Consider the following 22,807-nt stretch of genomic DNA (forward strand, 5'->3'; position numbering starts at 1 on the left):
GGATCGTGCAATCCTTGCGGACCATCGCACCGGCGTTTTGCGGTGTAATGGCGATATCTGCCTTTATTGCCAGGAGAAGCCCGATGCAAGCGATCCGCGAACTCGCCGACCTGATTGCCCGCCATGCGCCCGACGAGGGCATGCACCGCGCCGAGGTGCCGGGCATGTGGCTGATCCGCAGCGACCGCACCACCGAACCGCTGCACGTGGTGCATGCGCCGGCGGTGTGCATCATCGCCCAGGGCGCCAAGCTGGTCTCGCTGGCCGGCAACGACTTTCAATACGACCCGGCCAAGTACCTGGTGGTGTCGGTCGACCTGCCGGTGACCGGCTGCGTCACCCAGGCCAGCGCAGAAGAACCCTACCTGTGCCTGCGGGTCGACCTCGATCCGCAAGTGCTGGCCGCCCTCGACCTCGAGCTGCCCTCGCGCCCCACCCCACGGGCACGCGGCGCTGCCCCCGCGCGCGGCCTGTTCCTGAGCGCGACCACGCCCACCCTGGCCGACGTCGCGGCGCGCCTGGTGCGCCTGCTCGACGCGCCAGAGGACATCCCGGTATTGGGCCCGCTGCTGTTGAAGGAGCTCCACTACCGCCTGCTCACCGGCGAACACGCCGACGTCGTGCGCCACATCGCGCGCGGCGAAGGGCGCATGGCTCAGGTCACGCGCGCGATCTGCTGGATCAAGGACAATTTCAATCGCCCGCTGAGCGTGGAGCGCCTGGCCGGCGATGTGGGCATGAGCTCGTCGACCCTGCACGAGCATTTTAAATCGGTGACATCGATGAGCCCCTTGCAATACCAGAAGCAGTTGCGCCTGCAAGAGGCGCGGCGCCTGATGCTCACCGGCGTGAAGGACGCGGCGCGCGCCGGCCATGCGGTTGGCTACGAGAGCAGCTCGCAATTCTCGCGCGAGTATGCGCGCTTCTTCGGCCTGTCCCCGGGCCGCGATTCGACCCGGCTGCGCCAGTCGATGCTGGACGGCGGGGCCAGCCTGTTGCAGGCAATGCGCTAGGCCGCTACTGGCGCGCCGCACACCCGCTCCACGATGCGCTGTGCACTGAGCTCCTGGATCAGCGCCGTGCCAGCGTTTGCCTGGAGCAGGTTAGACGCCAATGCGGCGCCGTCGCTCCCGAGTCCGATCGGGCTCGCTGCCGCCGGATCGAAACGCTGCACCGAATGCACGTCGTCCACCAGCAGGCCGACCGTGGTGGCGCCGTGGCGCACCAGGATCACCTGGCCATCGGCGCGCGGCGCATGCGGGCGGCCGGAGACCAGGCGCGCCAGGTCGAACACCCACACGAAGCCGCGCTGCCCGCCATCGAGATCGACGTCGAGCATGCCGATGCGCGCACCGGCCGCCGGCGGCGTGCGCTTGACCCGGGCGAACGGCAGCGCCTCGATCACGGCCCCGGCGTCCAGCGCCATCAGGGCGCCGTCCACCTGGAACAGGGCGACGTCGCGGCCATGTTCATGCCCGCTGCGCACGGGTTCGACGCCGGCCAGCGCCGCCAGCTCGGCGTCCGCGCGCACCGGCCCGAAGGATTGGAGCAGCACCGACAGCACCGGCTGCTCGCGGCCGGCGACGGCGCGGAATTCGCGGTAGCCGCCGGCGCGCGCGCAGGCGGCCACGCAATAGTGGCCGGCATGCTCCACGATGCGGCGCGCGGCGCCCTGCTGCGCCGCCGCTTCCAGCAGCGAACGATCGAGCGGCAGCCGCGTGCCCGCCGGCCAGGCCGGATCGGTGCCGCACAACACCTGGCCGTCGGGGCTGACCAGGAAGGCCTGCATGTCGGCGCGGCCGGCGACCCCGCTGTCGAGCATATTGCGCAGCTCGACCGCGCTGTCGAACACGATGCCGATGCCGCCCACCACGGCCGCGTCGCGTCCGGGATGGCGGATCGCGGCGTGGTAGACGAAGGTTGGTTGCCCGTCATACAGCGGCGATGGGCCGAACGGCTCGGCGTAATGGTCCATCTCGCTGCGCAGGCCGCACACGGCGCCCAGGGTGTCAGGCGCGATGCGGCTGCCCACCACGTCCTGCGATCCCGTCGCGGCCAGGATGCGGCCCGCGCGGTCGTACACGAACAGCCGGCTGTAGACCGTGTACAGGCCGTTGATGTGGCCCAGCAGCGCCGCGACGGCCTCTGCGCGCTGCGGGCTGTCGCCATGGGCCAGCGCCTGGCGCAGCTGGCCGGCCAGGGCCCACCAGCGGCAATCGTTGGCGCGTTCGTACAGGCTGCGGTCGAGCATGTCGACCAGCAGCTGGGCGGTGGCGCCGGCCGCCTGCAGGCTCGAGGCCAGCACGGTCTGGTACAGGCCCTGGATCGATTGCGAAAACGCCGCGTCGCTGCGCTCGCCGGTCTCGGTGATCTGGTCGAGCACGGGCCCCAGGCGGTCGTCGGTATTGCCGGCGCCACTGCCGGCGACCTTGCCGTTCCAGACGATGCGCCGGATGGCCTGGGTGGCGCCAAGCACCGACGCCATCAGGGCATGCAGCGCCGGGCTGAACGCGTGGGCGTGCGACAGCAATCCCCGCAGCATGCGCGGCGCCAGTTGCGCCGCGGCGTCCGGGTGCGCGCCGCGAAAGGCCAGGTCGAGCGGCGCCATCACCTGGGTCTTCCAGCCGGGCGGGCCGGGATAGCCCTGGTAGCCTTGCGACGCGCTGGTCGCGACCAGGTATTCGCGGCCGGCGAACAGGCGCGTGGCGACACCGCCGTCGGAATTGACCGGCACCCGCACGCCGGGCGCGATCCAGAGCGGATCGAGACTGCCAATGACACGGTCGTCGGCGTCGAGCAGCAGCATATTGGCGCGCAGGTCGGCGCCGCCATAGGCGGTGAAGATCGCGGCCAGTTCATGCTCGAAGCGGAAACTCAGGCACAGCACGCCGAGGATGGCGCCGCTGTCGGGGTCGCGCATGGTGTGCGAGTACAGCAGCGCACGCGGGGCGCCGGGACGCAGGTCGCTGGCGCGGAAGGTCTCCACGTAGCCCGGCGCCGCCAGCGTGGCCGCCACCAGTGGGTCTTCGCTGCGCTCCAGGCGGTCGTCGACATCGGCCCGCAGCAGCACCGCGCCGTCCGGCGCCAGCAGCAGGATGTCGTCGTACACGGTGTACTTGTCGCGGTAGGCCATCAAGCGCCGGCGCGCCGTGTCGCGGTCCGGCGCCTCGCCGGCGGCCAGGCGGCCCAGGTAGCGGCACAGGTCGAGGTCGGCCACCAGGAAGCCGACGTCGGCGGTGCGCTCGAACAGGTTGCGCACCAGCAGATCGAGCGCGTACTGGGCGCGCGTGGACGCCTCTTGCATCACCTGGCGCACCTTTTCGGACACCATATTGGCGACCAGGTCGCGCTCCAGCTGCACCAGGCCGGTGCGCGTGGCGAGCACGGCCGGCAACAGCAGGCGCGCCTCGACCGGGCAATTCATCTTCGCGGACGCCTCGATCAGGCGCCAGGTCTGGTGCAGCTCATGCAGCGCCGCCTGGCGCCGCATCACATCCTGCATGGATGGCAGGAAGGTCTCCACCAGATCGGTATCCGGGTTCTGGTTCATAAGAAAGTAGAATAAAATCTACTTTCTGTTAAGCAAAATACATGCCAATCGGTATTCATTCGAACCTTCCCGGCGCCGCTGTCTCATATAATCGCGCCATGACCCCATCCTTTCGTGCGGCCCGCCCATGAGCTATCGCCTGGCGATCTTCGACTTCGACGGCACGCTGGCCGATTCCTGGCCTTTCTTCCTGAGCGTGTTCAACGACATCGCCGACCAGCACGGCTTTCGGCGGATCGATGCCGAGCAGGCCGAGCGGCTGCGCCACTACGGTCCGCGCGACGTCATGCGCCACGTCGGCATGCCTGCCTGGAAGCTGCCGTTCGCCTCGCGCTCCTTCATCGACCGCATGCGCAGCGTCACCAGGACCGGCCGCATCCCCCTGTTCGACGGCATCGGCCCGACCTTGCGCGAGCTCGACCGGGCTGGCGTGCGGCTGGCGGTAGTGTCCTCCAACGCCGAGGAAAACGTGCGCGCCGTGCTCGGGCCCGAGCTGGCGGCCCTGATGCGGCAGTACGAATGCGGCATGTCGATCTTCGGCAAGGCCGCGCGCATCCGCAAGGTGGTGCGGCTGGCGAGCACGCCACCGGCCGAGGCGCTGTACGTGGGCGACCAGACCACGGACGCCGACGCCGCGCGCCGCGCCGGCATCGCCTTCGGCGCGGTCAGCTGGGGCTATGCGCCGATCGAGACCTTGCGCCAGGTGGCGCCGGAACGCGAGTTCGGTGCGCCGGCCGACCTGCTGTCGCTGGCGCGGGCGTAGTTCGGCTCACCCCTTGACGCACACCACCTGCTTGAGGGTGTGGACCACGTCGACCAGCTCGCGCTGGGCGTGCATGACGGCGTCGATGTCCTTGTAGGCCATCGGGATTTCATCGATCACGCCTTCGTCCTTGCGGCATTCGACCCCGCGCGTGGCGCGCTCCTGGTCGGCCACCGTGAAGCGGCGCTTGGCTTCGGTGCGGCTCATCACGCGTCCCGCGCCATGGCTGCAGCTGTTGAAACTTTCTGGATTGCCCTTGCCGCGCACGATGAAGCTGCGCGCGCCCATCGACCCGGGAATGATGCCCAGCTCGCCTTCGCGCGCCGACACCGCGCCCTTGCGCGTGATCAGGACGTCCTTGCCGAAGTGGCGCTCGCGCTGCACATAATTGTGGTGGCAATTGACTGCTTCAAGATGCGTCTCGAAAGGCTTCTTGATCACGCTGCGCACCGCGTGGATCAGGTTCTGCATCATGACTTCGCGGTTGATGCGCGCGAACTTCTGGGCCCAGCCGACCGCCTCGACATAGTCGTCGTAGTGCTGGGTGCCTTCTTCGAGATAGGCCAGGTCCTGGTCGGGCAGGTTGACCATGTGGCGCCGCATGTCCTGGCGCGCCAGCTCGATGAAATGGGTGCCGATCGCATTGCCCACGCCGCGCGAGCCGGAATGCAGCATCAGCCAGACGAAGTTCTCTTCGTCCAGGCAGACCTCGACGAAATGGTTGCCGCTGCCCAGCGTGCCCAGGTGCTTGTAATGGTTCGCATGGCGCAGCTTCGGATATTTGCGGCAGATGTCGTCGAATTCGTCCTTGAGCCTGGCCCAGCCGGCATCCACGGCGGGCGGCGGGTTGTTCCAGGAACCGACGTCGCGGCCCTTGGCATTGCGCGTCCTGGGCGACATGCCATGTGGTACCGCCTGTTCGATGGCGCTGCGCAGCCGGCCCAGATTATCGGGCAGGTCGTCGGCGCGCAGGGTGGTCTTGGCCGCCATCATGCCGCAGCCGATGTCGACGCCGACCGCCGCCGGGATCACCGCCCCCAGGGTCGGGATCACGCTGCCGATCGTCGATCCCTTGCCCACATGGACGTCGGGCATGACGGCGACGTGGTGGAACACGAAAGGCAGATGCGCCAGCTTCGACAACTGTTCCTTTGCTTCGGGCTCGACCGGAACGCCCTTGGTCCACATCTTGATGGGGCGAGTATCGCGTCCGGCGCCGAGCACTTCATAGTCGTTCTGTTCCATGCGGCGCATGATGGCGCAAATCGGCGAACCATGGTGCCCGCCTGAGCGAATTGGCCCCGCCCTTGTCGCTATTGCTATACTCGGCACACCACACTGTTGCATGAATGAACAATGACCCTGCCGATGCGCCTTCCTTTCATCCTCCTGGCTCCGCTGCTGCTGACCGGCTGCTTCATCGAGACGTCCACCTATTCCATCGATCCCAACACCGATCACGCGATCACGGTCAGGGTCGAGAAGGGAACTTTCTGGGCCAAGGAAGGAACGCTGCGCGTGATCATGTCGCGCCTGCCGGAGTGCCAGCGCCAGCTCGAGCTGGGTTCGGTCTGGCTGTCGGGCTTGCAGGTCGAACTATTTGGCAACGGCAATAACGTCTATACCCTGCGCGCTGACGACCAGGCCTGGCAAATCGACACTACCGATTGCACCGGGCGTGAGGCTCCGGATGCCGATGCGGTCACCGGCCTGCCGCTGGGGATCTTCGAACTCGGCGACGACGACAAGCTGAATTTCGAGAAACCGGAAGCGTCGGCCGACGAATGATTGCCAAGCGCTGCCTCAGGGCCGCAGCCAGCCGCGACCGATCGGCAGCGCCAGCAGCCGGTGATAGATCAGCTCGAGCGCCGGCAAGGTCCGCGCGCAGGCATTGCGCGCCAGCGGCGTATAGGCCAGCAGCGCGAATCCACCCGATACCAGCAAGGCTCCGATCATGTCCTTCGGCCAGTGCACGCCGAGATAGACGCGCGACCAGGCCACGATCAGCGACAGCGGCAGCATCACCAGCCCCAGGCTGCGCGCCAGCCGCACGCGGCTGAAGGCCAGCACCAGCGCCACCGAGAAGATGCTGGTCGCGTGGTCGCTGGGGAAGGAACTGTCGGGCGCATGCAGCAGGAAGGTATGGCCGATCTCGGCCACGAAGGGACGCGGGCTGTACCACAGGTGGCCGATCATGGCGTTCAGGGTCAGGGCGCAGGCCGCCGCCAGGAAGGCGCGCAACGCCACCTCGCGCCCCGGCCCCGTACCGCTGGCCCACAACAGCACCAGGGAAAAAGGCACCAGAAAAATCAGCCACTCGGCTGCAAACATGGCCCCTAGTAATTGCCAACCAGTCAGGCCAGCATGGGCGTTGAGGACGGAGAACAGGATCAGGTTGACATGCTCGAGCATGGTGCGGGCGCCAGTGATGAAATATTGATAACTTTTCGACTAGCTTAGCTCATCCATTCGTGCGCACTCCTGGCAAAGTGCAACAGAATGTGACAAAAAAGTGACAGCGCTCTGCGCCTAGCGTCGATGCAGCAGCGAGCGCAGCTGGGTCAGCTCGGCTTGCCTGCCCGATTTCTCCAGCACGCTTTCGAGTAGCGACTGGCCGTTCTCGCGCTGCATGGTCCACTGGGTGAAATACTCGTGCACCGTGCGCCAGGGTGGAAAGCCGGGCGGCATCGCGCGCCAGGTGGTGCCGGTGTGCAGGAAATACAGGACGGCGCAGAACACATCGTATAGATCGTGCTTGCGCGGACGCGTCTTGCGCCGGGCCGCCTCGAGCATGGCGCGTAGCGCGTCGAACTGCTCGCGGGGAATATCGCTGGGGTAGGCTGGACGATCCATGTTGACCTCCAAAACAACTTGGAGGTCCTGATCTGGAACAGGTTCCCGTTGTATTTACAACTTAACCCATTCCCGGAACATCAGTCGCGCGCCAGTGCGAGGAACTCGGTGCGCAGCGCCAGGTTCGGTTGCAGCTCTCCCAGCAGGGTCGAGGTGATGGTTTCCTCGCCGATGGCGCGGATACCACGGCTTTCCATGCACATATGGCGGCACTTGACGACCACGCCGACCGCCTTGGGTTCGAGCACTTCCATTAGCGCATTGGCGATCTGCATCGTCATGCGCTCCTGAACCTGCAGGCGCTTGGAGAAGATATCGACCAGGCGGGTCAGCTTCGACAGGCCCACGATCTTGCCGTTGGGCAGATAGCCGACGGTGGCCTTGCCGAAGAACGGCGCCAGGTGATGTTCGCAGTGGCTGTAGACCGGGATGCCGCGCACCACGATCAATTCATTGTATTCCTCGGCGCCATCCTCGAACGCCTTGAGTACTTCCACTGGATTCTGGTCATAGCCCGAGGTCCAGTGTTTCCAGGCTTTCGCGACGCGCGCCGGCGTTTCGACCAGGCCCGGCCGTTCCGGATTTTCGCCCAGGCTGGTGAGCAGACGACGCCAGTCGTGTTCGGTGAAAGCTTCTTTGTCAGACATGGTGCACCTTAAAAAAACGATTGCCGCAAGTATATAGAAAAGCTCTGGAGCCAGTCGGCGACTGCCCTGTTCTTGAGCAAAATTAAATCTGTGACGACACAACTGATTTAGCGTTGAGCGTGGTTCCAGCCTGGGAGAGCGCTATGTTCGGCAGCACGGTTCTGGAGGTCGCCATCGGCCTGGCATTTTGCTACGGCACCCTGGCGCTCGTCGTCACCACTTTGCAAGAGGCCCTGGCCGCGACCTTCCGCCTGCGCGCCGGCATGCTGCAAGACGCCATCAAGCTCATGCTGAACGACCCGGGCTTCGACGGCATGGCGCGGGCGCTGTACGCGCATCCGCTGGTCAACCCGCGCGCCGGCGCGACCGATCCGGCAGCGCACCTGCCCGCCAGGCTGAGACCATCGTACATCGAACCGGCGAACTTCGCGATCGCGCTGGTCGACGCCATCCGCGGCAAGCAGGGTTCGCTCGAGGCCGATATCGCCGCGGTCGCCGATCCCCAGCTGCGGCGCACCTTGCAAACCCTGTACCTGCAGGCCGGCGGCGACCTGCAGCGCTTCCAGGCGGCGCTCGCCGGCTGGTTCGAGACCGCCATGGAACGCCTGTCGGGCGTCTATAAACGGCGCCAGCTGCTGATCTCGTTCCTGGTCTCGCTGCTGCTGACGATCCTGTTCAACATCGACAGCATCCACCTGTTCCAGACGCTGTGGCAACACCCCGCCATGGCGGCCCACATCACCGCCGTGCCCGACGGGCTGGACGCCGACGTGATGGCCCAGCTGTGGGTGCTGCCGATCGGCTGGCAAGCCTTCCCGCCGGTGCTGGACGCCGACTTCGCGCTGCAGGCCTCCGGCTGGCTGGTCACGGCCAGCACGACCCTGTTCGGGGCGCCGTTCTGGTTCGACATCCTGCAGCGCGCGATCAACCTGCGCGGCACCGGCGCCAAGCCGGCCCCGCTCAATGTTGAGCAGGCCATGGCGCCTGCACCTGCGCTATCCCCTGCGCTGTCCGCGCGCGCAGCCGATGGCGTGACCGTCGTGGTGGCGCCGGTCCAGTCCTAACGGCCGGGTGGGCGATGGGCATCCACCAGGACGCTCGAGATCGACATCTGCGGCACCCGTTCCGGCCATTCGTCGTCGGGGCCGAACCAGCGCGCCTCGGCGATCTCGCTGGTATCGACCCGGATCTCGCCATCGAGGTAGTCGGCCGTAAAGGCCAGCATCAGCGAGTGCGGGAACGGCCACGACTGGCTGGCGAAGTAGCGCAGATTGTGCACCCGCAAGCCCACCTCTTCGAATACCTCGCGGTGGATCGCTTCCTCGATCGATTCGCCCGCTTCCAGGAAACCGGCCAGCGGCACGAAGCGCTGGGTCGCGTGCTGCAGGTGCTTGGCCAGCAGCACCGAGTCGCCCTTGCGGATCAGCACCATCATGGCCGGCGAGATGCGCGGATACGTCATATGGCCGCAATTGACGCACTTGAAGCAGCGCTCGCCGACGGCCAGCACGGTGCTGCTGCCGCATACGCCGCAGAAGCGGTGGGTGCGCGCCCATTCGGCGACCTGGAAGGCGCGTCCGGCCAAGCCCACCAGCGCATCGTCGAGCACGCCGAACAGCGCGCGCAGGCCGCGCCAGGCATGGCCCGGCGGCAGCACCGGCTCCAGGTCGAACCAGCCGGCCTGGCAATAGCGTCCGTCCAGCATGCCCAGAGGCTGCAGGCTGTCGCGCGCCACGCCCATGCGCTCCAGGGTTGCCGCATCCGGCAAGGCCGGCCCGTCTTCGCGGACCAGGAGCTGCCCCTTATGAAACAGGAAACTCAGGGGTTCCGGGTCGGGCTGCGGTGCGAACAGCGGCGTGAAGGCGGCGGGCGTCTGGAGCATGGTCGATAGCTTGGTGGCGGGGATCCACCGATGATACCGCCTTTCGCGGCCAGCTTCAGGCACCCCCGCCGCGGTCCCCGCCGCCGTGGCGGGGGTCGCCGAATTCGCCGCCCATCCGCGAACTAATCCTGAACGGCCGCGCTCAAAGTATGGCTGACCGTTGCATGCTGCGTTTCGGTCCTTGCTGCGCCGTTGCACCAACCAGGAGACCCCGATGGACGATACCCCCGTTGTGCTCGGCATAAACCGCGACCGGCACGCGAGCGTCTGCCTCATGCACGGCGCGCGTGTGCAATGGGCGATCCAGAAAGAGCGCCTCACGCGCCGCAGGCACCACCCGGGCGGGCCGGGCGACGTCGACGACTTGTACCTGCCGCGCCTGTCCGGGCTCGAGCGTCCGCTCGACGTGCTGGTCGAATGCCATGCCGGCGGCGAGGCGGCTGGCGATGGCGCCGCCCCTGAAGGCGACCGCGCGCTCGCCTTTGCCCATGGCGCGCGCCGGGCCCGCATCTCGCAACACCTGGCCCACGTCTACAGTGCCTTCCACCCCTCGCCCTTCCGCGAGGCCGCAGTCATGGTGCTGGGCGGCCAGGGCAGTGCGGCGCCGGGCGAGCCGCGCCAGGTGGCCTCGTGCTACCGCGTCGACCGCGAGCGCATCGCCTGCATCGGCCAGCAGCTCGCAGACGGCGACCGCCACGCGGCCGGGCTCGGCATGTTCTATTTCCGGCTGACGCAGGCGCTGTTCCCGGGCGAAGGCAACGAGGGCAAGGTAGCCGACCTCGCGCCCTACGGCGATCCGCATGCGCTCGGCCTGCCGCCACTCGAGGTCGAGAGCATGCAGGTCGATGTCCCTCGCGCCTGGCAGTCCCTGCTGGGCGAGGCGGCGCGCTTTCGCTTCGGCGCGCCGCAGGCCAGCTTCACCGACTGCGCCAACCTGGCGGCGGCCGGCCAGCGCGCATTCGAAGACGCCCTGCTGGCGCTGGCGCACTGGCTGCACCTGCGCACGGGCCTTGAAGATCTATGCCTGGCGGGCGGCGCCGCCCTCAATAGCGCGGCCAATGCGCGCCTGCTGCGCGACGGACCGTTCCGGCGCATCTTCGTGCCGCCGGCCCCGGGCGCGGCCGGCGCCGCCCTCGGCTGCGCCATCTACGGCCTGCTCGAACTGGCCGGCCGCAGCGCCGACTTCCGCTGGACGCACGATTACCTCGGCCCGGCGCCGCAGCTGGCCGATATCGAGGCGGCGCTGGATGGCGCGACCGACCTGATCGTCGAGCACCCGCGCGGGCGCGACGCCCTGTGCGCGCGCATGCTCGACCTGCTGTGCTCGGGGCGGGTGGTGGGACTATACCAGGGCCGCAGCGAATTCGGCCCACGCGGCCTGGGCCACCGCGGCATCCTGGCCGACCCGCGCCGCGAGCGCATGCGCGACTGGATCAATGCCCGCGTCAAGGAACGCGAGTGGTTCCGGCCATTCGCGCCGATGGTGGCAGAGGAACGCGCCTTCCAGTATTTCGACCTGCAGGCGCCCTCGCCCTTCATGCAGTTCGCGGTCCCGGTGCGCAGCAGCGTCATGCCGCTGCTGGCGGCGGTCACCCACGTCGACGGCAGCGCGCGCCTGCAGACGGTCGGCCCGAGCGACGACCCGGTGCTGCGCGCCCTGCTGGCCGGCTTCGAGGTGCGCACCGGTGTGCCGGTGCTGCTCAACACCTCCCTGTGCGGCAAAAACGAAGCCCTGGTCGAAACCCCGCAAGAAGCCGTTGCCGTCTTCCGCCGCACGCCCCTGCACGGCCTGGCCATGCCGCCCTACCTGGTCATGAAGCGCCACGAACCGGGGCTGCCGGCATGATACGCGGCTGCGCCATGCCGGCATAGGGCAAGGCAAGACAGGCAAGGCAGGCGAGACAAAGTAAGGCAAGCCAGTCAGTACCAGGCCACAAGCAGGAACCGCGGCGAACGACAAGAATTCGCCGTGACGACAACGATCGTGAGAGGAGAATGTTCCATGCCCCGGCGACCATTGCTGCATCGCCTCCATGTCCCGTCGGTCGTGGTATTTCGTGCACGGCATCTTGGTGACATGCTGTGTGCGGTCCCCGCCCTGCGTGCCTTGCGCACCGCCCTGCCCAAGGCGCACATCGCCCTGGTCGGCCTGCCCTGGGCGGCGCAGTTCGCCCATCGCTTCTCCGCCTACCTGGACGAGTTCCTGCCCTTTCCCGGCCATCCTCTGCTGCCCGAACAAACCGTGCACCACGACGACCTGCCGCCGTTCTATGCCACGCTCTGCGCGCGCGAATTCGGGCTGGCGGTGCAGCTGCACGGCAGTGGCGACATCGCGAACCACATCGTCTCGGGCTTCGGCGCCGCCGCCATGGCGGGCCATTGCCGCGGCAAGCCGATGGTCACCGAAAAAACCGTCCTGGCGCCCTATCCCGAAACGGGCGCCGAACCGGAACGCCTGCTGCATCTGGTCGACCAGCTCGGTGCGCCGGCGGCCGGCGCCCACCTCGAGTTCCCGATCCTGCGCGAAGACGAGGATGAGCTTGCCGCCAGCGGCCTGGCGACAGGGCTCGACCCAGGGAGCTATATCTGCGTGCATCCAGGGGCGCGCCAGCGCGGCACCTGCTGGCCACCGGCGCGCTTCGCCAGCGTGGCCGACCGGCTCGCCGACGAGTTCGGCATGCGCATCGTCCTGACCGGGTCGGCCGACGAGGCGCCGCTCGCCCAGGCGGTCGCCGATCGCATGCACGTGCCTGCCGTTATCGCCGCCGCCCCGATCTCGATCGGCGCCATGGCGGCGCTGATGAGCCGCGCGCGCCTGCTGATCTGCAATGACACCGGGGTATCGCATATCGCGGCCGGGCTTGGACTGAACAGCGTGGTGATCTTCAGCAAAGCCGACATAGCGCGCTGGGCGCCGCTCGACCGCCTGCGCCACCGCTGTATCTGGGACCCTGGCGCAGAACGCGCCACCGTCGTGCTGCAGCACGCACGTGCCTTGCTCACCGGCGCCGAACCCAGCGGGCAACGGGCGGCGGGGATGTGGCCTTATTGGTGAGCGATGGCGTGCGCCGGGAAACGGTTACGGCCCCCAGTCGCGCTTCTGCCTACCGGAATCGACGGCACCGGGCGCAGCATGCGCCAATGAACAGGCTATGAACCGGTGTCTTGCATGCGCTCGATGCCGTGCGTCCGCTTTCCGGGGTATTTTGCATCGCTAATACGGTTTCGCACACGTGGCCGCCCCATCGCGAGAGCTCGTGCCTGTGCGCCAAGTCATTCATGTAGCAAGGAAAATCAGGAATTGCCACAGCCTGCCACAAAGCGTTGTATTCGCGCCCAATTCTATCCAATTCCCACACGGCAAACTATGTTTTCGTCCAGAATAGCTCGATAACATCCAATTTCTCATCACCATGGACAAACTGTCATTACTGGTCGGCCGCCACTCGTTTAACGCCCGCATCTTCTACAACGGGACGTTTTGCGACGGCAACCGCTTTGCCGAAGATGGCATTTCCGGCCAGCTCCATGTGGTGCGCGCGGGTTCCGTGGATTTCATCGATGACGATGGCGCCGTGATCCGCATTACCGAACCGAGCCTGCTGTTCTATCCGCGCGGCACCAGCCACCGCCTGCAGGTAAGCCCTGGCCACAACGCCAGCCTGTTGTGCGCGCATATCGTGTTCCAGGACGGGATCAGCAATCCGCTGGCACGTATCCTGCCGCAATGCCTGGTACTGCCGCTGAGCGAGATTGCCGGATTGCAATCGACGCTCGACCTGCTGTTCGACGAGGCCGCGCGCGCCGAACCGGGACGCGAAGTGATCCTGGACCGACTGTGCGATGTCCTCCTGATCCAGGTCATCCGCCGCGAATTCGAGAGTGGCAGGCTGTCGGTGGGTTTGCTGGCCGGGCTGTCCGACCGCCAGTTGTCGCTGGCGCTAGCCGCCATCCACGAACGTCCGCACGAGCCCTGGAGCCTGCAATCGCTGGCCCAGGTCGCCTGCATGTCGCGCGCCGCGTTCACCGAACGCTTCCGCGACGTAGTGGGCATCCCACCGGGCGAATACCTGACACGCTGGCGCATCGGCGTCGGCAGCCGCCTGCTGCGCCAGGGTATGCCGGTCAAGCAGGTCAGCAGCCGCGCCGGCTATACCAGCCCGTCCACGTTTACGCGTGCCTTTACCATGATGATGGGCGCCTCGCCGCGCGAGTGGCTCAAGCAGGCGACCGGCTGATCCGAACGCCACGAACAACGACGCAGACGGCCCTTGCGGACGCGTCTGCGCTGTGAACTTGCCGGGCGACCGTCGCGGCCGCCATGTCGCTTACTTCAGCAGTCGGGTGCGGCACGCCACCATGGCGATCACCAGGGACAGGCCGCCGACATAGGCGATCGCTGCCTGCATGCCGACGAAGTGGGCGACGGCGCCGATTGCCGGCGGGCCCATCAGGCTACCGCTGTAGGCCATGCTGGCCACTGCCGCCAGGGCAGCCGGACCTTGTGCGCCGGCAGCGCTGAACACGAAGGGGAATACCAGGGCCAGGCCGACGCCGGCGATCGCGAAGCCGCCCAAGGCGATGTGGGCGTTCGGCGCCAGCACCGCGAAGAACAGGCCCGCTGCGGCGACCAGCGCGCCCAGGGTCACCAGGCGCTTGGCGCCGTAGCGTTCCTTCATCTTGTCGCCGACCATGCGCGACATCAGCATCATCAGCGAGAACGAGGCCAGTGCCAGCGGCGCCAGGCCGTCCGACGCGCCGAAGTGTTCTTTCAGGAACACGCCGCTCCAGTCGGCGATGCTGCCTTCGGCCATCGAACCGAAGAAGCCCAGCAGACCCAGCAGGACCAGCGGACCGCGCGGCAGCGCAAATTTTTTCTTCTCGACCTTTTCGACCTTCGCGCCGACTTCATCCGCTTCCAGCAGGTTGACGGCAAGCCACAGCAGCACGGCCAGCGGCCCGGCGAGCATCAGGAAGTGGGTAGCCGGTGCAATCTTCATGCTGGCCATCAGGCTGCCCAGGGTGGCGCCGACCAGGCCACCAGCGCAGCACAGGCCGTGCAGGCGCGACATTTCCGACTTGCCGCTCTGCTTTTCGCGGCGGGCGGCCGCCGAGTTCATGGCGACGTCGAAGGTGCTGGCCGTGATGCCCAGCATCAGCACCGCCATCATCAGGCGCGACACGTCCGGCGCCATGCCGATCGCCACCAGCACGCACAACAGGGCCAGGCCGGCGACCATGATGGTCTTGCGGGCGCCGAAGCGGCCCATCAGGAACGACGAGATCGGGTAGGAAATCACAGCGCCGAGGCCGCCGCACAGCAGCACCATCGACAACGCCGCGTGCGACACATTGACGCCGGCGGCCAGCGCCGGGATGCGCCCGGCCCACGAACCCATGATCAGGCCGAACAGGGCGAACACCACCGGCAAGGAAAACAGCTGGGCTTGTACGAGTACGAAAGAGGAACGGCGTGGAACTGAAACAGTGGTTTGCATGAACGCGAAATGTTAAATTGCTTGAGATGTAAAGGAATTGCCAGACTGCTTTTTACAACCCGGACGCGTTTGAAATATTTACGTCAGGAAGCTGATGGACGGCAATTCTAAACACCTTTCTCCGCTTTTGTTTTCCGTGTGGAAAAATATTTGAAGACGTTGTATTGCGCTGACGCAAAGAAGACAACTTACTTGGCAGGCATACATAGAAAATTTCCACAAAAGCATCAATTTCGCTTGTAGAAGTGAGGAAATAGGAGGAGATGTAAGCAGTTATTACAGAGTCCGGTGTTACCCGGCATAAGCGTCGGAGAGTCCACAGGTTGTTGCAATGCAACAATCTACCGCGATAACAGCCAGTTTTTGCGCCTCAGAACAGCCTGGGCTGAACAAAATGATTTGTCCTCGCAGCCAACGCGCATTCACGATTCCGCTCCATTCTTTTACGGCCGAGCCCGCCAAATAACATCGCTTGAATTGTTAAATCTTGATATGCCGAGGACACCGAATGACGCAGCGGACGCGCACCATACAAAAAGGGCCGCCCTCAGGCGGCCCAAACAGGAGCAGTAACGTTTACTTGGCCAGGTGTTTCTTCAGCTCGGTGCCGGCCTGCAGCACTTGTGAACGCACGCCCGGCACGGTGGCCAGTGGGTTGAGCAGGCCGAAGTCGTGGATCATGCCGTTGTAGCGGGTGACGGTCACGTCCACGCCGGCCAGGTCCAGCTTGCGGCCGTAGGCTTCGCCTTCGTCACGCAGCACGTCGTTCTCGGCGACCTGGATCAGCGCAGGCGGCAAGCCCTTCAGTTGCGGCAGGGTCGCTTGCAGCGGCGAAGCGTAGATTTCCTTGCGCTTGGCGGCGTCCTTGGTGTAGCTGTCCCAGAACCACTTCATCATATTGCGGCTCAAGAAGTGGCCGTCTGCAAACTGCTTGTACGAACCGGTCTCGAAGTTGGCATCGGTCACCGGCCACATCAGCACCTGGTAGCGCAGTTTCGGGCCGCCCTTGTCCTTGATCATCAGGGTCAGCGCGGCCGCCATATTGCCGCCGACGCTATTGCCCGCCACGGCCAGGCGGCTGCCATCGATGTTCAGCTCCTTGCCATTTGTCGCCACCCATTTGGTCGCGGCATAGATCTCGTTGATTGCCACGCCGTAGCCGGCTTCCGGCGAACGGGTATAGTCGACGAACACCGCCACCGCACCCGAGCTCTCGACCACGTCGCGCACCAGGCGTTCGTGGGTCGGGTAGTCGCCCAGCACCCAGCCCCCGCCGTGGACGAACATGAAGGCGGGCAGCTCACCCTTGACCCCTGCCGGACGCACGATCTTGAGCTTGATCTGCTTGCCGTCGACGGTGATCACCTTGTCCGAGACGTCGGCCTTCGGCAGGTTCACCTTGACGCTTTTCTGCGCGCCTTCCAGCACCTTGCGGGCATCCGCCGGCGACAGTTGCTCGATCGGCTTGCCGCCGCCCGAATTGAGGGCAGTCAGGAATTCGGCGGTACGGCGCTCCACGGTGGGGGCGATGTCGGCGGCGGCTGCGGCGCCATAAGTCAGGGCCAGGGAGGCTGCGACGACTGCTTTGCTCAGGGTGTTCATGGTGCTTCCTTTCGGGTTGGGTTTTGCTCGGCGAGGGGGCTGTCTGCCACATTAGCAGTACGCCATGCGCCTTCATTGCATAAACGGATCATTCGGTGGTGGTGCGCGCCTGGTGATTATATTCACGATTAAATCGTGCACTACCTATTCATTATGGCTACTTGCATAAGGCCAGGCCTGTGCTTCCCCCGGCTGCCCGGGGGAGCATTGCGTTACACCAGTTGCAAGGTAACGTCGATATTGCCGCGGGTCGCATTCGAGTAAGGGCAAACGATGTGGGCGCGGTCGACCAGGGTTTGCGCTTCGTCCGCAGGCACACCTGGCAGGCTGATTTTCAGGGTGACTTCGATGCCGAAGCCGGTCGGGATCGCACCGATGCCGACAATGCCCTCGACCGAGACGTCCGGCGAGATTTTCAGCTTGTCGCGGGCGGCGACGAATTTCATGGCGCCCAGGAAGCAGGCCGAGTAGCCGGCAGCGAACAGCTGTTCCGGGTTGGTGCCTTCCTGGCCGGCGCCGCCGAGTTCTTTTGGGGTGGTCAGTTTCACGTCCAGCACGCCGTCCGACGAGATTGCGCGGCCTTCGCGACCGCCGGTGGCTTTGGCGCTTGCACGGTAGAGAACTTGTTCGATTGCCATGATGAGACTCCTTGTCGTAGTCGGCGGCCAATGCCGCCGGATTCCATTAAAACGCTATTATATAGCGCGCTATCTAAATGATTTGCTGCCTTGGCCCGCCGACCCGTTTATTCGTCCGTTCGGCGCTGCCATGGAAAGCATATTACATAGCTCACGATTTAATTGCAAACGATTTATGTTACGAGATGTAACTGCGGCCGGTAACCGCGACGACCTCACAGCAGCCGCACCGACTCCCTGACGATCAGGCTCAACTGCGGAACCTCGCCCTCCGGCTGCTCGTGCGCCAGCATTGCCAGCATCCGGCGCCCGATCCCGATCCCGGCGTCATACAAGGGCTGGCGTACCGTGGTCAGCGGCGGCGTCGTATACATCGAGCTTTCCAGATCGTCGAAGCCGACCAGCGAGATGTCTTCGGGCACCCGGATATTGCGTCGGTACAGCGCGAGCCGCGCCCCGTAGGCGGTCAGGTCGTTGGCCGCGAAGATCGCGGTAAAGCGCTGGTTGGCGGCCAGCAGAGCGTTCAGCGCCAGCAGGCCGCCCGATTCGCTGAAGTCGCCCGCCACCACCAGCCTCGGATCGGACTCGATCCGGTGCTTGGCCAGGGTGTCGTGGTAACCGGCCAGGCGCGCCCGCGCATCGCGGTGGTCGTCCGGGCCGGCGATGTGGGCAATGCGGCGATGGCCTTGTGCGATCAGGTATTCCACGGCCTCGCAGGCGCCGCGGTAGTTATCGAGGCAAAAGCCGTGGGTACGCTCGCCTTGCACCTCGCGCCCGAAGGCGACGATCGGCACCCGCCTGGAGAAATCGAGGATCTGCTGGTCGCTCATATTCCCGGTGAGGATGGCGACGCCATCGACGCGGCGCCCGATCAGCAGTTCGACCCGCTCGGCCTCTTCGTCGGCATGCCAGTGGCCGCTCATGATCAGCAGCGCATAGCCGGCCGCCTTGACCGCATCCTCGATGCCGACCATGGCGCGATTGAAATAACCGCTCTCGAGCGACTGGGTCAGCACCCCGATGGTGCGGGTGCTGCCGATCTTGAGGCTTTGCGCCAGGCGATTCGGCTTGTAGTTCAGTTCATCGATGACCCGCTCGATGATGCGCCGCTTGTCCTCGGACACCTTGGCGGTGCCGTTCAGGAATCGCGACACCGTGGCGGGCGACACGCCGGCGGCGCTGGCGACCTGGTACAGGGTGCTGGTACCGCTTTCGACGTTTTTCATGAAGCGCGTGGACTCATCCGCAGCAGATTGTTGCTTGAAGTATATCACGTGAAATTCACCCGAAAAGGATAGATGCACCCTGCCATGAAAATCTTTCATATAAAGACCGTCGTTGACATGCAACAAAGCCGACAACGCTGTTCGCAAATTCTGATTGACATTTTTTTACGGACGAAACTACTATGAAACCGTTTTCAAGATTGATGAAATCGATTTCTCATCGATCTGCCTGTTAGCGCTCGCATCATCCATAAAACTATATTTCGGAGACAAGCAATGACCAAGACTACGCCCGCGGGGGCCGCAGTTCGCACTTCTTCGTCCGCACCCATCCGCCTCGCCATCCTGACCCTGCTCGCCGGTATCGGCAGCGCCCAGGCCCAGAGCGCATCCGATCCGGCCTCGCCTGCCGCCGCCACGCCGCCGGCCGTCGTCGACAACGGCCAGATCGCCGAGGTGAAGGTCACCGCCACCAAGCGTTCGACCTCGCTGCAGCGCACCCCGATCGCGGTCACCGCGCTCAATGCCGCCACCCTGCAGGACAACCACGTGCAGACCATGCTCGACGTGGTGGCGCTGGTGCCGGGCTTCCAGGCCACGGCCCAGGGCGACCACGGCGTCACCACCATGACCCTGCGCGGCATCGGCAACGACAGCGCCAAGACCGAGTACGCCGATCCTGCGGTCGCGACCTTCGTCGACAACGTCTATTCGCCACGAGCGGAAGGCGCCACCGCCCTGCTGTTCGACGTCGAGGGCATCGAGGTGCTGCGCGGTCCGCAAGGCACGCTGTGGGGCCGGAACTCCACCGTCGGCGCGGTCAATATCCAGACCGTCAAGCCGGAACTGAACAGCCGCTCGGGCTATGTCGAAGGCGGCATCGGCGACTACAACCGCCTGGGCGTGCGCGGCGCGGTGAACATCCCGGTCTCGGACAATGCGGCACTGCGTTTCTCCGTGGTGCACGAGCGCCATGACGGCTACGTCGACTACCAGCGCTTCAAGAACCCGTCGATCGAATCGCAGCGCGCCGCCTACCTGGCCTCGGGCGCCGATCCAGCGGCATTCCGCCCGATCAATCCGAACCACTTTGCCTCGGGCGGCGACAAGTACAGCGCGCAAGACCAGAGCGCGGCGCGCCTGTCGCTGCTGTGGCAACTGGCGCCCAACCTGCGCTGGGACATCGCCTACGAAAAATTCATCGACCGCGGCACGCCGAGCGCCAACCTGATGCAAGTGCCGCGCGCCGGCGAGAAGCACTGGTCGACCCTGTCCGACAGCGCGCCCTGGATCAACCGCGACAGTCACAATGTGCGCAGCCGCCTGAGCTGGGACATCAGCCCGGACATGGCGCTGCAATACGTGGCCGGCTGGTCCAAGTACAGCGGCGACATGCGCTTCGACCAGGATGGCGGCACCGTGGTCCCGACCTCGATCACCACCGGCGGCATCTTCCAGGAACACACCACGACCGACTCCAACTACAAGAGCTACAGCCACGAGGTCTTGCTGCAATCGACCGGCACCCGCACCATCGACTGGCAGGTCGGCGCCTACTATGGCCACGAAAAGAACGACATCCGCTTCGACATCGCCGGCATGAAGGGCACCCCGGACGGCGCAGTGAACTGGCAAGGTTCCTTCATCCAGCCAGAGCAGACCGTGGACACCTCGGCCGTGTTCGGCCAGGCCACCTGGAACATCAACGACGCCTGGCACCTGACCGGCGGCGTGCGCTATACCCGCGACGACCGCGAGCACATCGGCGGGCGCGGCTACACCTGGGGCTATGACCCGGCGGCGCCGCAGCTGCCGCTCAACCCGCAGATCGACCCGCGCGATCCGGCCACCGGCTACGTGGCCGGCGTACCGAACGACGGCAAGTACAAAGGTAACAAGACCACCGGCCTGGTGCGCCTGAACTACGATATCGACCGCAACAATATGGTCTATGCGAGCGTGTCGACCGGCTACAAGTCGGGCGGCGTGCAGGATCGCGGCCTGCCCTACCAGCCAGAGACGCTGACCAACTACGAGATCGGCTCGAAGAGCACCTTCATGGACGGCGCCCTGCGCATCAACAACGCGCTGTTCTACATGGACTTCAAGGACTTCCAGTTCAACTCGCCGGTCAGCTTCCCGGACGGCAGCCGCGGCCTGGCCATCGAGAACGCCGACGGCGCCGAAGTGTACGGCCTGGAAACCGAGATCGCGGCCCGCATCGCCAAGGATGGCCGCCTGTCGATCGCCCTGGCCGTCCTCGATACCAAGCTCGGCCATCTGATCGCCGGCTCGAACGACTACGCGCTGCCGACCTGCACGGTCGACCCGAGCATCTCGAACTGCCTCGATGTCACCGGCCACAAGCTGCCGCATGCGCCCAAGTTCTCGACCACGGTCCAGTACCAGCACACCTTCTACCTGGCCAATGGCGGCACCATCGTGCCGCGCATCACGGCGCGCTACGAGGATGAAGTGCGCCTGAGCGTGTTCGACCTCGGCGCGGAAGACCGCCAGAAGGCCTACGCCAGCGCCGACCTCGGCCTGCGCTATGCGAAGGACAAATGGTGGGTCGACGCTTTCGTGCGCAACGTGAGCGACAAGAAGATCAAGACCAGCGCCTTCAACAGCTTCGGCCCATGGCTGGCGCAGTACAAGCCGCCGCGCACCATCGGCATCAACACCGGCTTCGATTTCTAGGAGCCGCAGCACGGCAGGCGCCCACCCGGCGCCTGCTTTTTTTGTTTTCCCTACGCTTATCAACACGCCGCGCCCTGCGATTCGAGAGTTCCATGACCAAAAGCCCCAATTTCGACTTCAACAACGACTTCCCATCCGATTTCACCTGGGGCGTGGCCACCAGTTCCTTCCAGATCGAAGGCGCGCACGACGTCGACGGCAAGGGCCCGTCGATCTGGGACACCTTCTGCAAGAATAAAGCCAATATCAAGGACGGCAGCGACGGCACCAATGCCTGCGACCATTACCACCGCTACCGCGAGGACGTCGACATCATGGCCTCGCTGGGCGTGGATGCCTACCGCTTCTCGCTGGCCTGGGCCCGCGTCCAGCCTGACGGCAAGGGCGCCTGGAACGAGGCCGGCTTCGGCTTCTACGACCGCCTGCTCGATGCACTGGCCGAAAAAGGCATCCGCCCCCACGCCACCCTGTACCACTGGGACCTCCCGCAGGGGCTGCAGGACGATGGCGGCTGGCTGAACCGCGATACCGCGCACCGCTTCGCCGATTACGCCCATGAAGTCGCGCGCCGTTTCGGCAACCGCATCGAGGCGATCGCCACCCACAACGAACCGTGGTGCACGGCCAACCTCGGCTACGGCAACGCCCAGTTCGCGCCGGGCGTGGTCGACCTGCGCCAGTCGATCCAGGTCTCGCACCACCTGCTGCTGTCGCACGGCCTGGCCATGCGCGCCATGCGCGAGGTGGGCAGCGCGGCCAAGCTCGGCATCGTGCTGAACCAGTGGACCGCCGATCCGGCCACCGATTCGCCTGAGGACCGCGCGATGGCCGAATTCGAATATGCGCGCTCGGTGCAGTGGTTCATGGACCCGATCTTCAAGGGCCATTACCCCGAACTCGCCCTGCGCGGCCATGGCGCCAACGCGCCGCAGGTCCGCGACGGCGACTTCGACATCATCAAGCAGAAGATCGATTTTCTCGGCTCGAATTATTATTTCCGCAGCTGGTGTAGCGCGAGTACGCCGCCGGTGCCGGCGCCGGCCCGTCACGGCGTCACCGACATGGGTTGGGAGATCTTCCCGGAAGGCCTGCCCGAACTGCTGATTAAATTAAAAGCGGAATACCCCGACCTGCCGCCGGTGTACATTACCGAGAACGGCATGGCCAATCCCGACGTGGTCGAGAATGGCCGTGTCCACGATCCGGCACGCATCGCCTACGTGCGCGGCCACCTGGCCGCGCTGAAGCAGGCAATGGATGCCGGCGTCGACGTGCAGGGCTATTTTCTCTGGAGCCTGCTCGATAATTTCGAGTGGAATTCGGGCTATGCCAAGCGTTTCGGCATCGTGCACGTGGATTACGCGACCCAGCAGCGTACCCTGAAGGACAGCGCGCTGTGGTATCGCGAGTTCATCGCAAACCGTATCAAGGCTTGATCGCATAAAAAA

At 65.5% G+C, this 22,807-nt stretch carries 18 protein-coding genes and 1 pseudogene; 9 read left to right on the forward strand and 10 right to left on the reverse strand.

Annotated elements, in window-relative coordinates; all coding sequences use genetic code 11:
* Positions 1–83 precede the first annotated feature (83 nt).
* A complete protein-coding gene (locus E8M83_RS00630) occupies positions 84–1,013 on the forward strand; it encodes an AraC family transcriptional regulator (RefSeq protein WP_137171464.1) in 930 nt (309 codons plus the stop codon).
* On the opposite strand, the gene E8M83_RS00635 is transcribed toward E8M83_RS00630, so the two are convergent.
* Entirely contained in the window at positions 1,010–3,550 is a 2,541-nt protein-coding gene (locus E8M83_RS00635) for a chemotaxis protein CheW (protein ID WP_137171465.1), read from the reverse strand. The genes E8M83_RS00630 and E8M83_RS00635 overlap by 4 nt on opposite strands.
* Before the next feature lie 127 nt (positions 3,551–3,677).
* On the opposite strand from E8M83_RS00635, the gene E8M83_RS00640 reads away from it, so the two are divergent.
* Complete coding sequence (locus tag E8M83_RS00640) at positions 3,678–4,313, forward strand: HAD hydrolase-like protein (RefSeq protein WP_137171466.1); 636 nt, start codon at positions 3,678–3,680, stop codon at positions 4,311–4,313.
* Between the two features lie 6 nt (positions 4,314–4,319).
* On the opposite strand, the gene E8M83_RS00645 is transcribed toward E8M83_RS00640, so the two are convergent.
* Positions 4,320–5,558 (reverse strand): RtcB family protein, encoded by a 1,239-nt coding sequence (locus tag E8M83_RS00645; protein WP_137171527.1) that lies wholly within the window; start codon positions 5,556–5,558, stop codon positions 4,320–4,322.
* A 111-nt stretch (positions 5,559–5,669) separates the two neighbouring features.
* Here E8M83_RS00645 and E8M83_RS00650 point away from each other — a divergent pair, with 111 nt between their 5' ends.
* The gene (locus E8M83_RS00650) at positions 5,670–6,101 is read left to right on the forward strand and encodes a hypothetical protein (protein ID WP_137171467.1); all 432 of its coding nucleotides are present in this window, start codon (positions 5,670–5,672) and stop codon (positions 6,099–6,101) included.
* 15 nt (positions 6,102–6,116) lie between these two features.
* Here the strand turns inward: E8M83_RS00650 and E8M83_RS00655 are convergent, their stop codons facing one another.
* The 3 genes and pseudogenes from E8M83_RS00655 to folE all read right to left on the reverse strand — a co-directional run bounded on the left by E8M83_RS00655 (position 6,117) and on the right by folE (position 7,813).
* Positions 6,117–6,725, reverse strand: coding sequence for a phosphatase PAP2 family protein (locus tag E8M83_RS00655; protein ID WP_137171468.1), 609 nt, complete (start codon positions 6,723–6,725; stop codon positions 6,117–6,119).
* Positions 6,726–6,890: 165 nt separating this feature from the next.
* Positions 6,891–7,166: pseudogene (locus E8M83_RS00660) on the reverse strand (transposase); the annotation flags it as partial.
* A gap of 80 nt (positions 7,167–7,246) precedes the next feature.
* Positions 7,247–7,813 (reverse strand): GTP cyclohydrolase I FolE, encoded by a 567-nt coding sequence (gene folE, locus E8M83_RS00665; protein ID WP_137171470.1) that lies wholly within the window; start codon positions 7,811–7,813, stop codon positions 7,247–7,249.
* 143 nt (positions 7,814–7,956) lie between these two features.
* Here folE and E8M83_RS00670 point away from each other — a divergent pair, with 143 nt between their 5' ends.
* The gene (locus E8M83_RS00670; protein WP_137171471.1) at positions 7,957–8,877 is read left to right on the forward strand and encodes a hypothetical protein; all 921 of its coding nucleotides are present in this window, start codon (positions 7,957–7,959) and stop codon (positions 8,875–8,877) included.
* Here E8M83_RS00670 and nudC read toward each other — a convergent pair.
* Positions 8,874–9,695 (reverse strand): NAD(+) diphosphatase, encoded by an 822-nt coding sequence (nudC, locus tag E8M83_RS00675; RefSeq protein WP_137171472.1) that lies wholly within the window; start codon positions 9,693–9,695, stop codon positions 8,874–8,876. The genes E8M83_RS00670 and nudC overlap by 4 nt on opposite strands.
* Positions 9,696–9,909: 214 nt before the next feature.
* On the opposite strand from nudC, the gene E8M83_RS00680 reads away from it, so the two are divergent.
* The 3 genes from E8M83_RS00680 (at position 9,910) to E8M83_RS00690 (ending at position 13,933) form a co-directional block, all read left to right on the forward strand.
* Positions 9,910–11,541: a carbamoyltransferase C-terminal domain-containing protein gene (locus tag E8M83_RS00680; protein WP_137171473.1), complete on the forward strand. Its 1,632-nt coding sequence runs from the start codon at positions 9,910–9,912 to the stop codon at positions 11,539–11,541.
* 231 nt (positions 11,542–11,772) lie between these two features.
* Positions 11,773–12,750, forward strand: coding sequence for a glycosyltransferase family 9 protein (locus E8M83_RS00685; protein WP_229491370.1), 978 nt, complete (start codon positions 11,773–11,775; stop codon positions 12,748–12,750).
* A gap of 358 nt (positions 12,751–13,108) precedes the next feature.
* The gene (locus E8M83_RS00690) at positions 13,109–13,933 is read left to right on the forward strand and encodes an AraC family transcriptional regulator (RefSeq protein WP_137171475.1); all 825 of its coding nucleotides are present in this window, start codon (positions 13,109–13,111) and stop codon (positions 13,931–13,933) included.
* 90 nt (positions 13,934–14,023) lie between these two features.
* Here the strand turns inward: E8M83_RS00690 and E8M83_RS00695 are convergent, their stop codons facing one another.
* The 4 genes from E8M83_RS00695 to E8M83_RS00710 form a co-directional block, all read right to left on the reverse strand.
* Positions 14,024–15,193, reverse strand: coding sequence for an MFS transporter (locus E8M83_RS00695; protein ID WP_137171476.1), 1,170 nt, complete (start codon positions 15,191–15,193; stop codon positions 14,024–14,026).
* A 576-nt stretch (positions 15,194–15,769) separates the two neighbouring features.
* Complete coding sequence (locus E8M83_RS00700; protein ID WP_137171477.1) at positions 15,770–16,795, reverse strand: alpha/beta hydrolase; 1,026 nt, start codon at positions 16,793–16,795, stop codon at positions 15,770–15,772.
* A 212-nt stretch (positions 16,796–17,007) separates the two neighbouring features.
* Positions 17,008–17,433 carry an organic hydroperoxide resistance protein gene (locus E8M83_RS00705; protein WP_137171478.1) on the reverse strand — a complete coding sequence of 142 codons (426 nt, stop codon included), beginning with the start codon at positions 17,431–17,433 and terminating at the stop codon, positions 17,008–17,010.
* A 215-nt stretch (positions 17,434–17,648) separates the two neighbouring features.
* Complete coding sequence (locus tag E8M83_RS00710; RefSeq protein WP_137171479.1) at positions 17,649–18,659, reverse strand: LacI family DNA-binding transcriptional regulator; 1,011 nt, start codon at positions 18,657–18,659, stop codon at positions 17,649–17,651.
* Between the two features lie 276 nt (positions 18,660–18,935).
* On the opposite strand from E8M83_RS00710, the gene E8M83_RS00715 reads away from it, so the two are divergent.
* Positions 18,936–21,359, forward strand: a complete 2,424-nt coding sequence (locus tag E8M83_RS00715) for a TonB-dependent receptor (protein WP_137171480.1) — start codon at positions 18,936–18,938, stop codon at positions 21,357–21,359.
* A gap of 92 nt (positions 21,360–21,451) precedes the next feature.
* On the forward strand, positions 21,452–22,795 hold the full coding sequence (locus E8M83_RS00720; RefSeq protein WP_137171481.1) for a GH1 family beta-glucosidase: 1,344 nt from the start codon (positions 21,452–21,454) through the stop codon (positions 22,793–22,795).
* Positions 22,796–22,807 lie beyond the last annotated feature (12 nt).

The sequence above is a fragment of the Massilia sp. HP4 genome, from assembly GCF_005222695.1.
Lineage (GTDB): Bacteria > Pseudomonadota > Gammaproteobacteria > Burkholderiales > Burkholderiaceae_D > Telluria.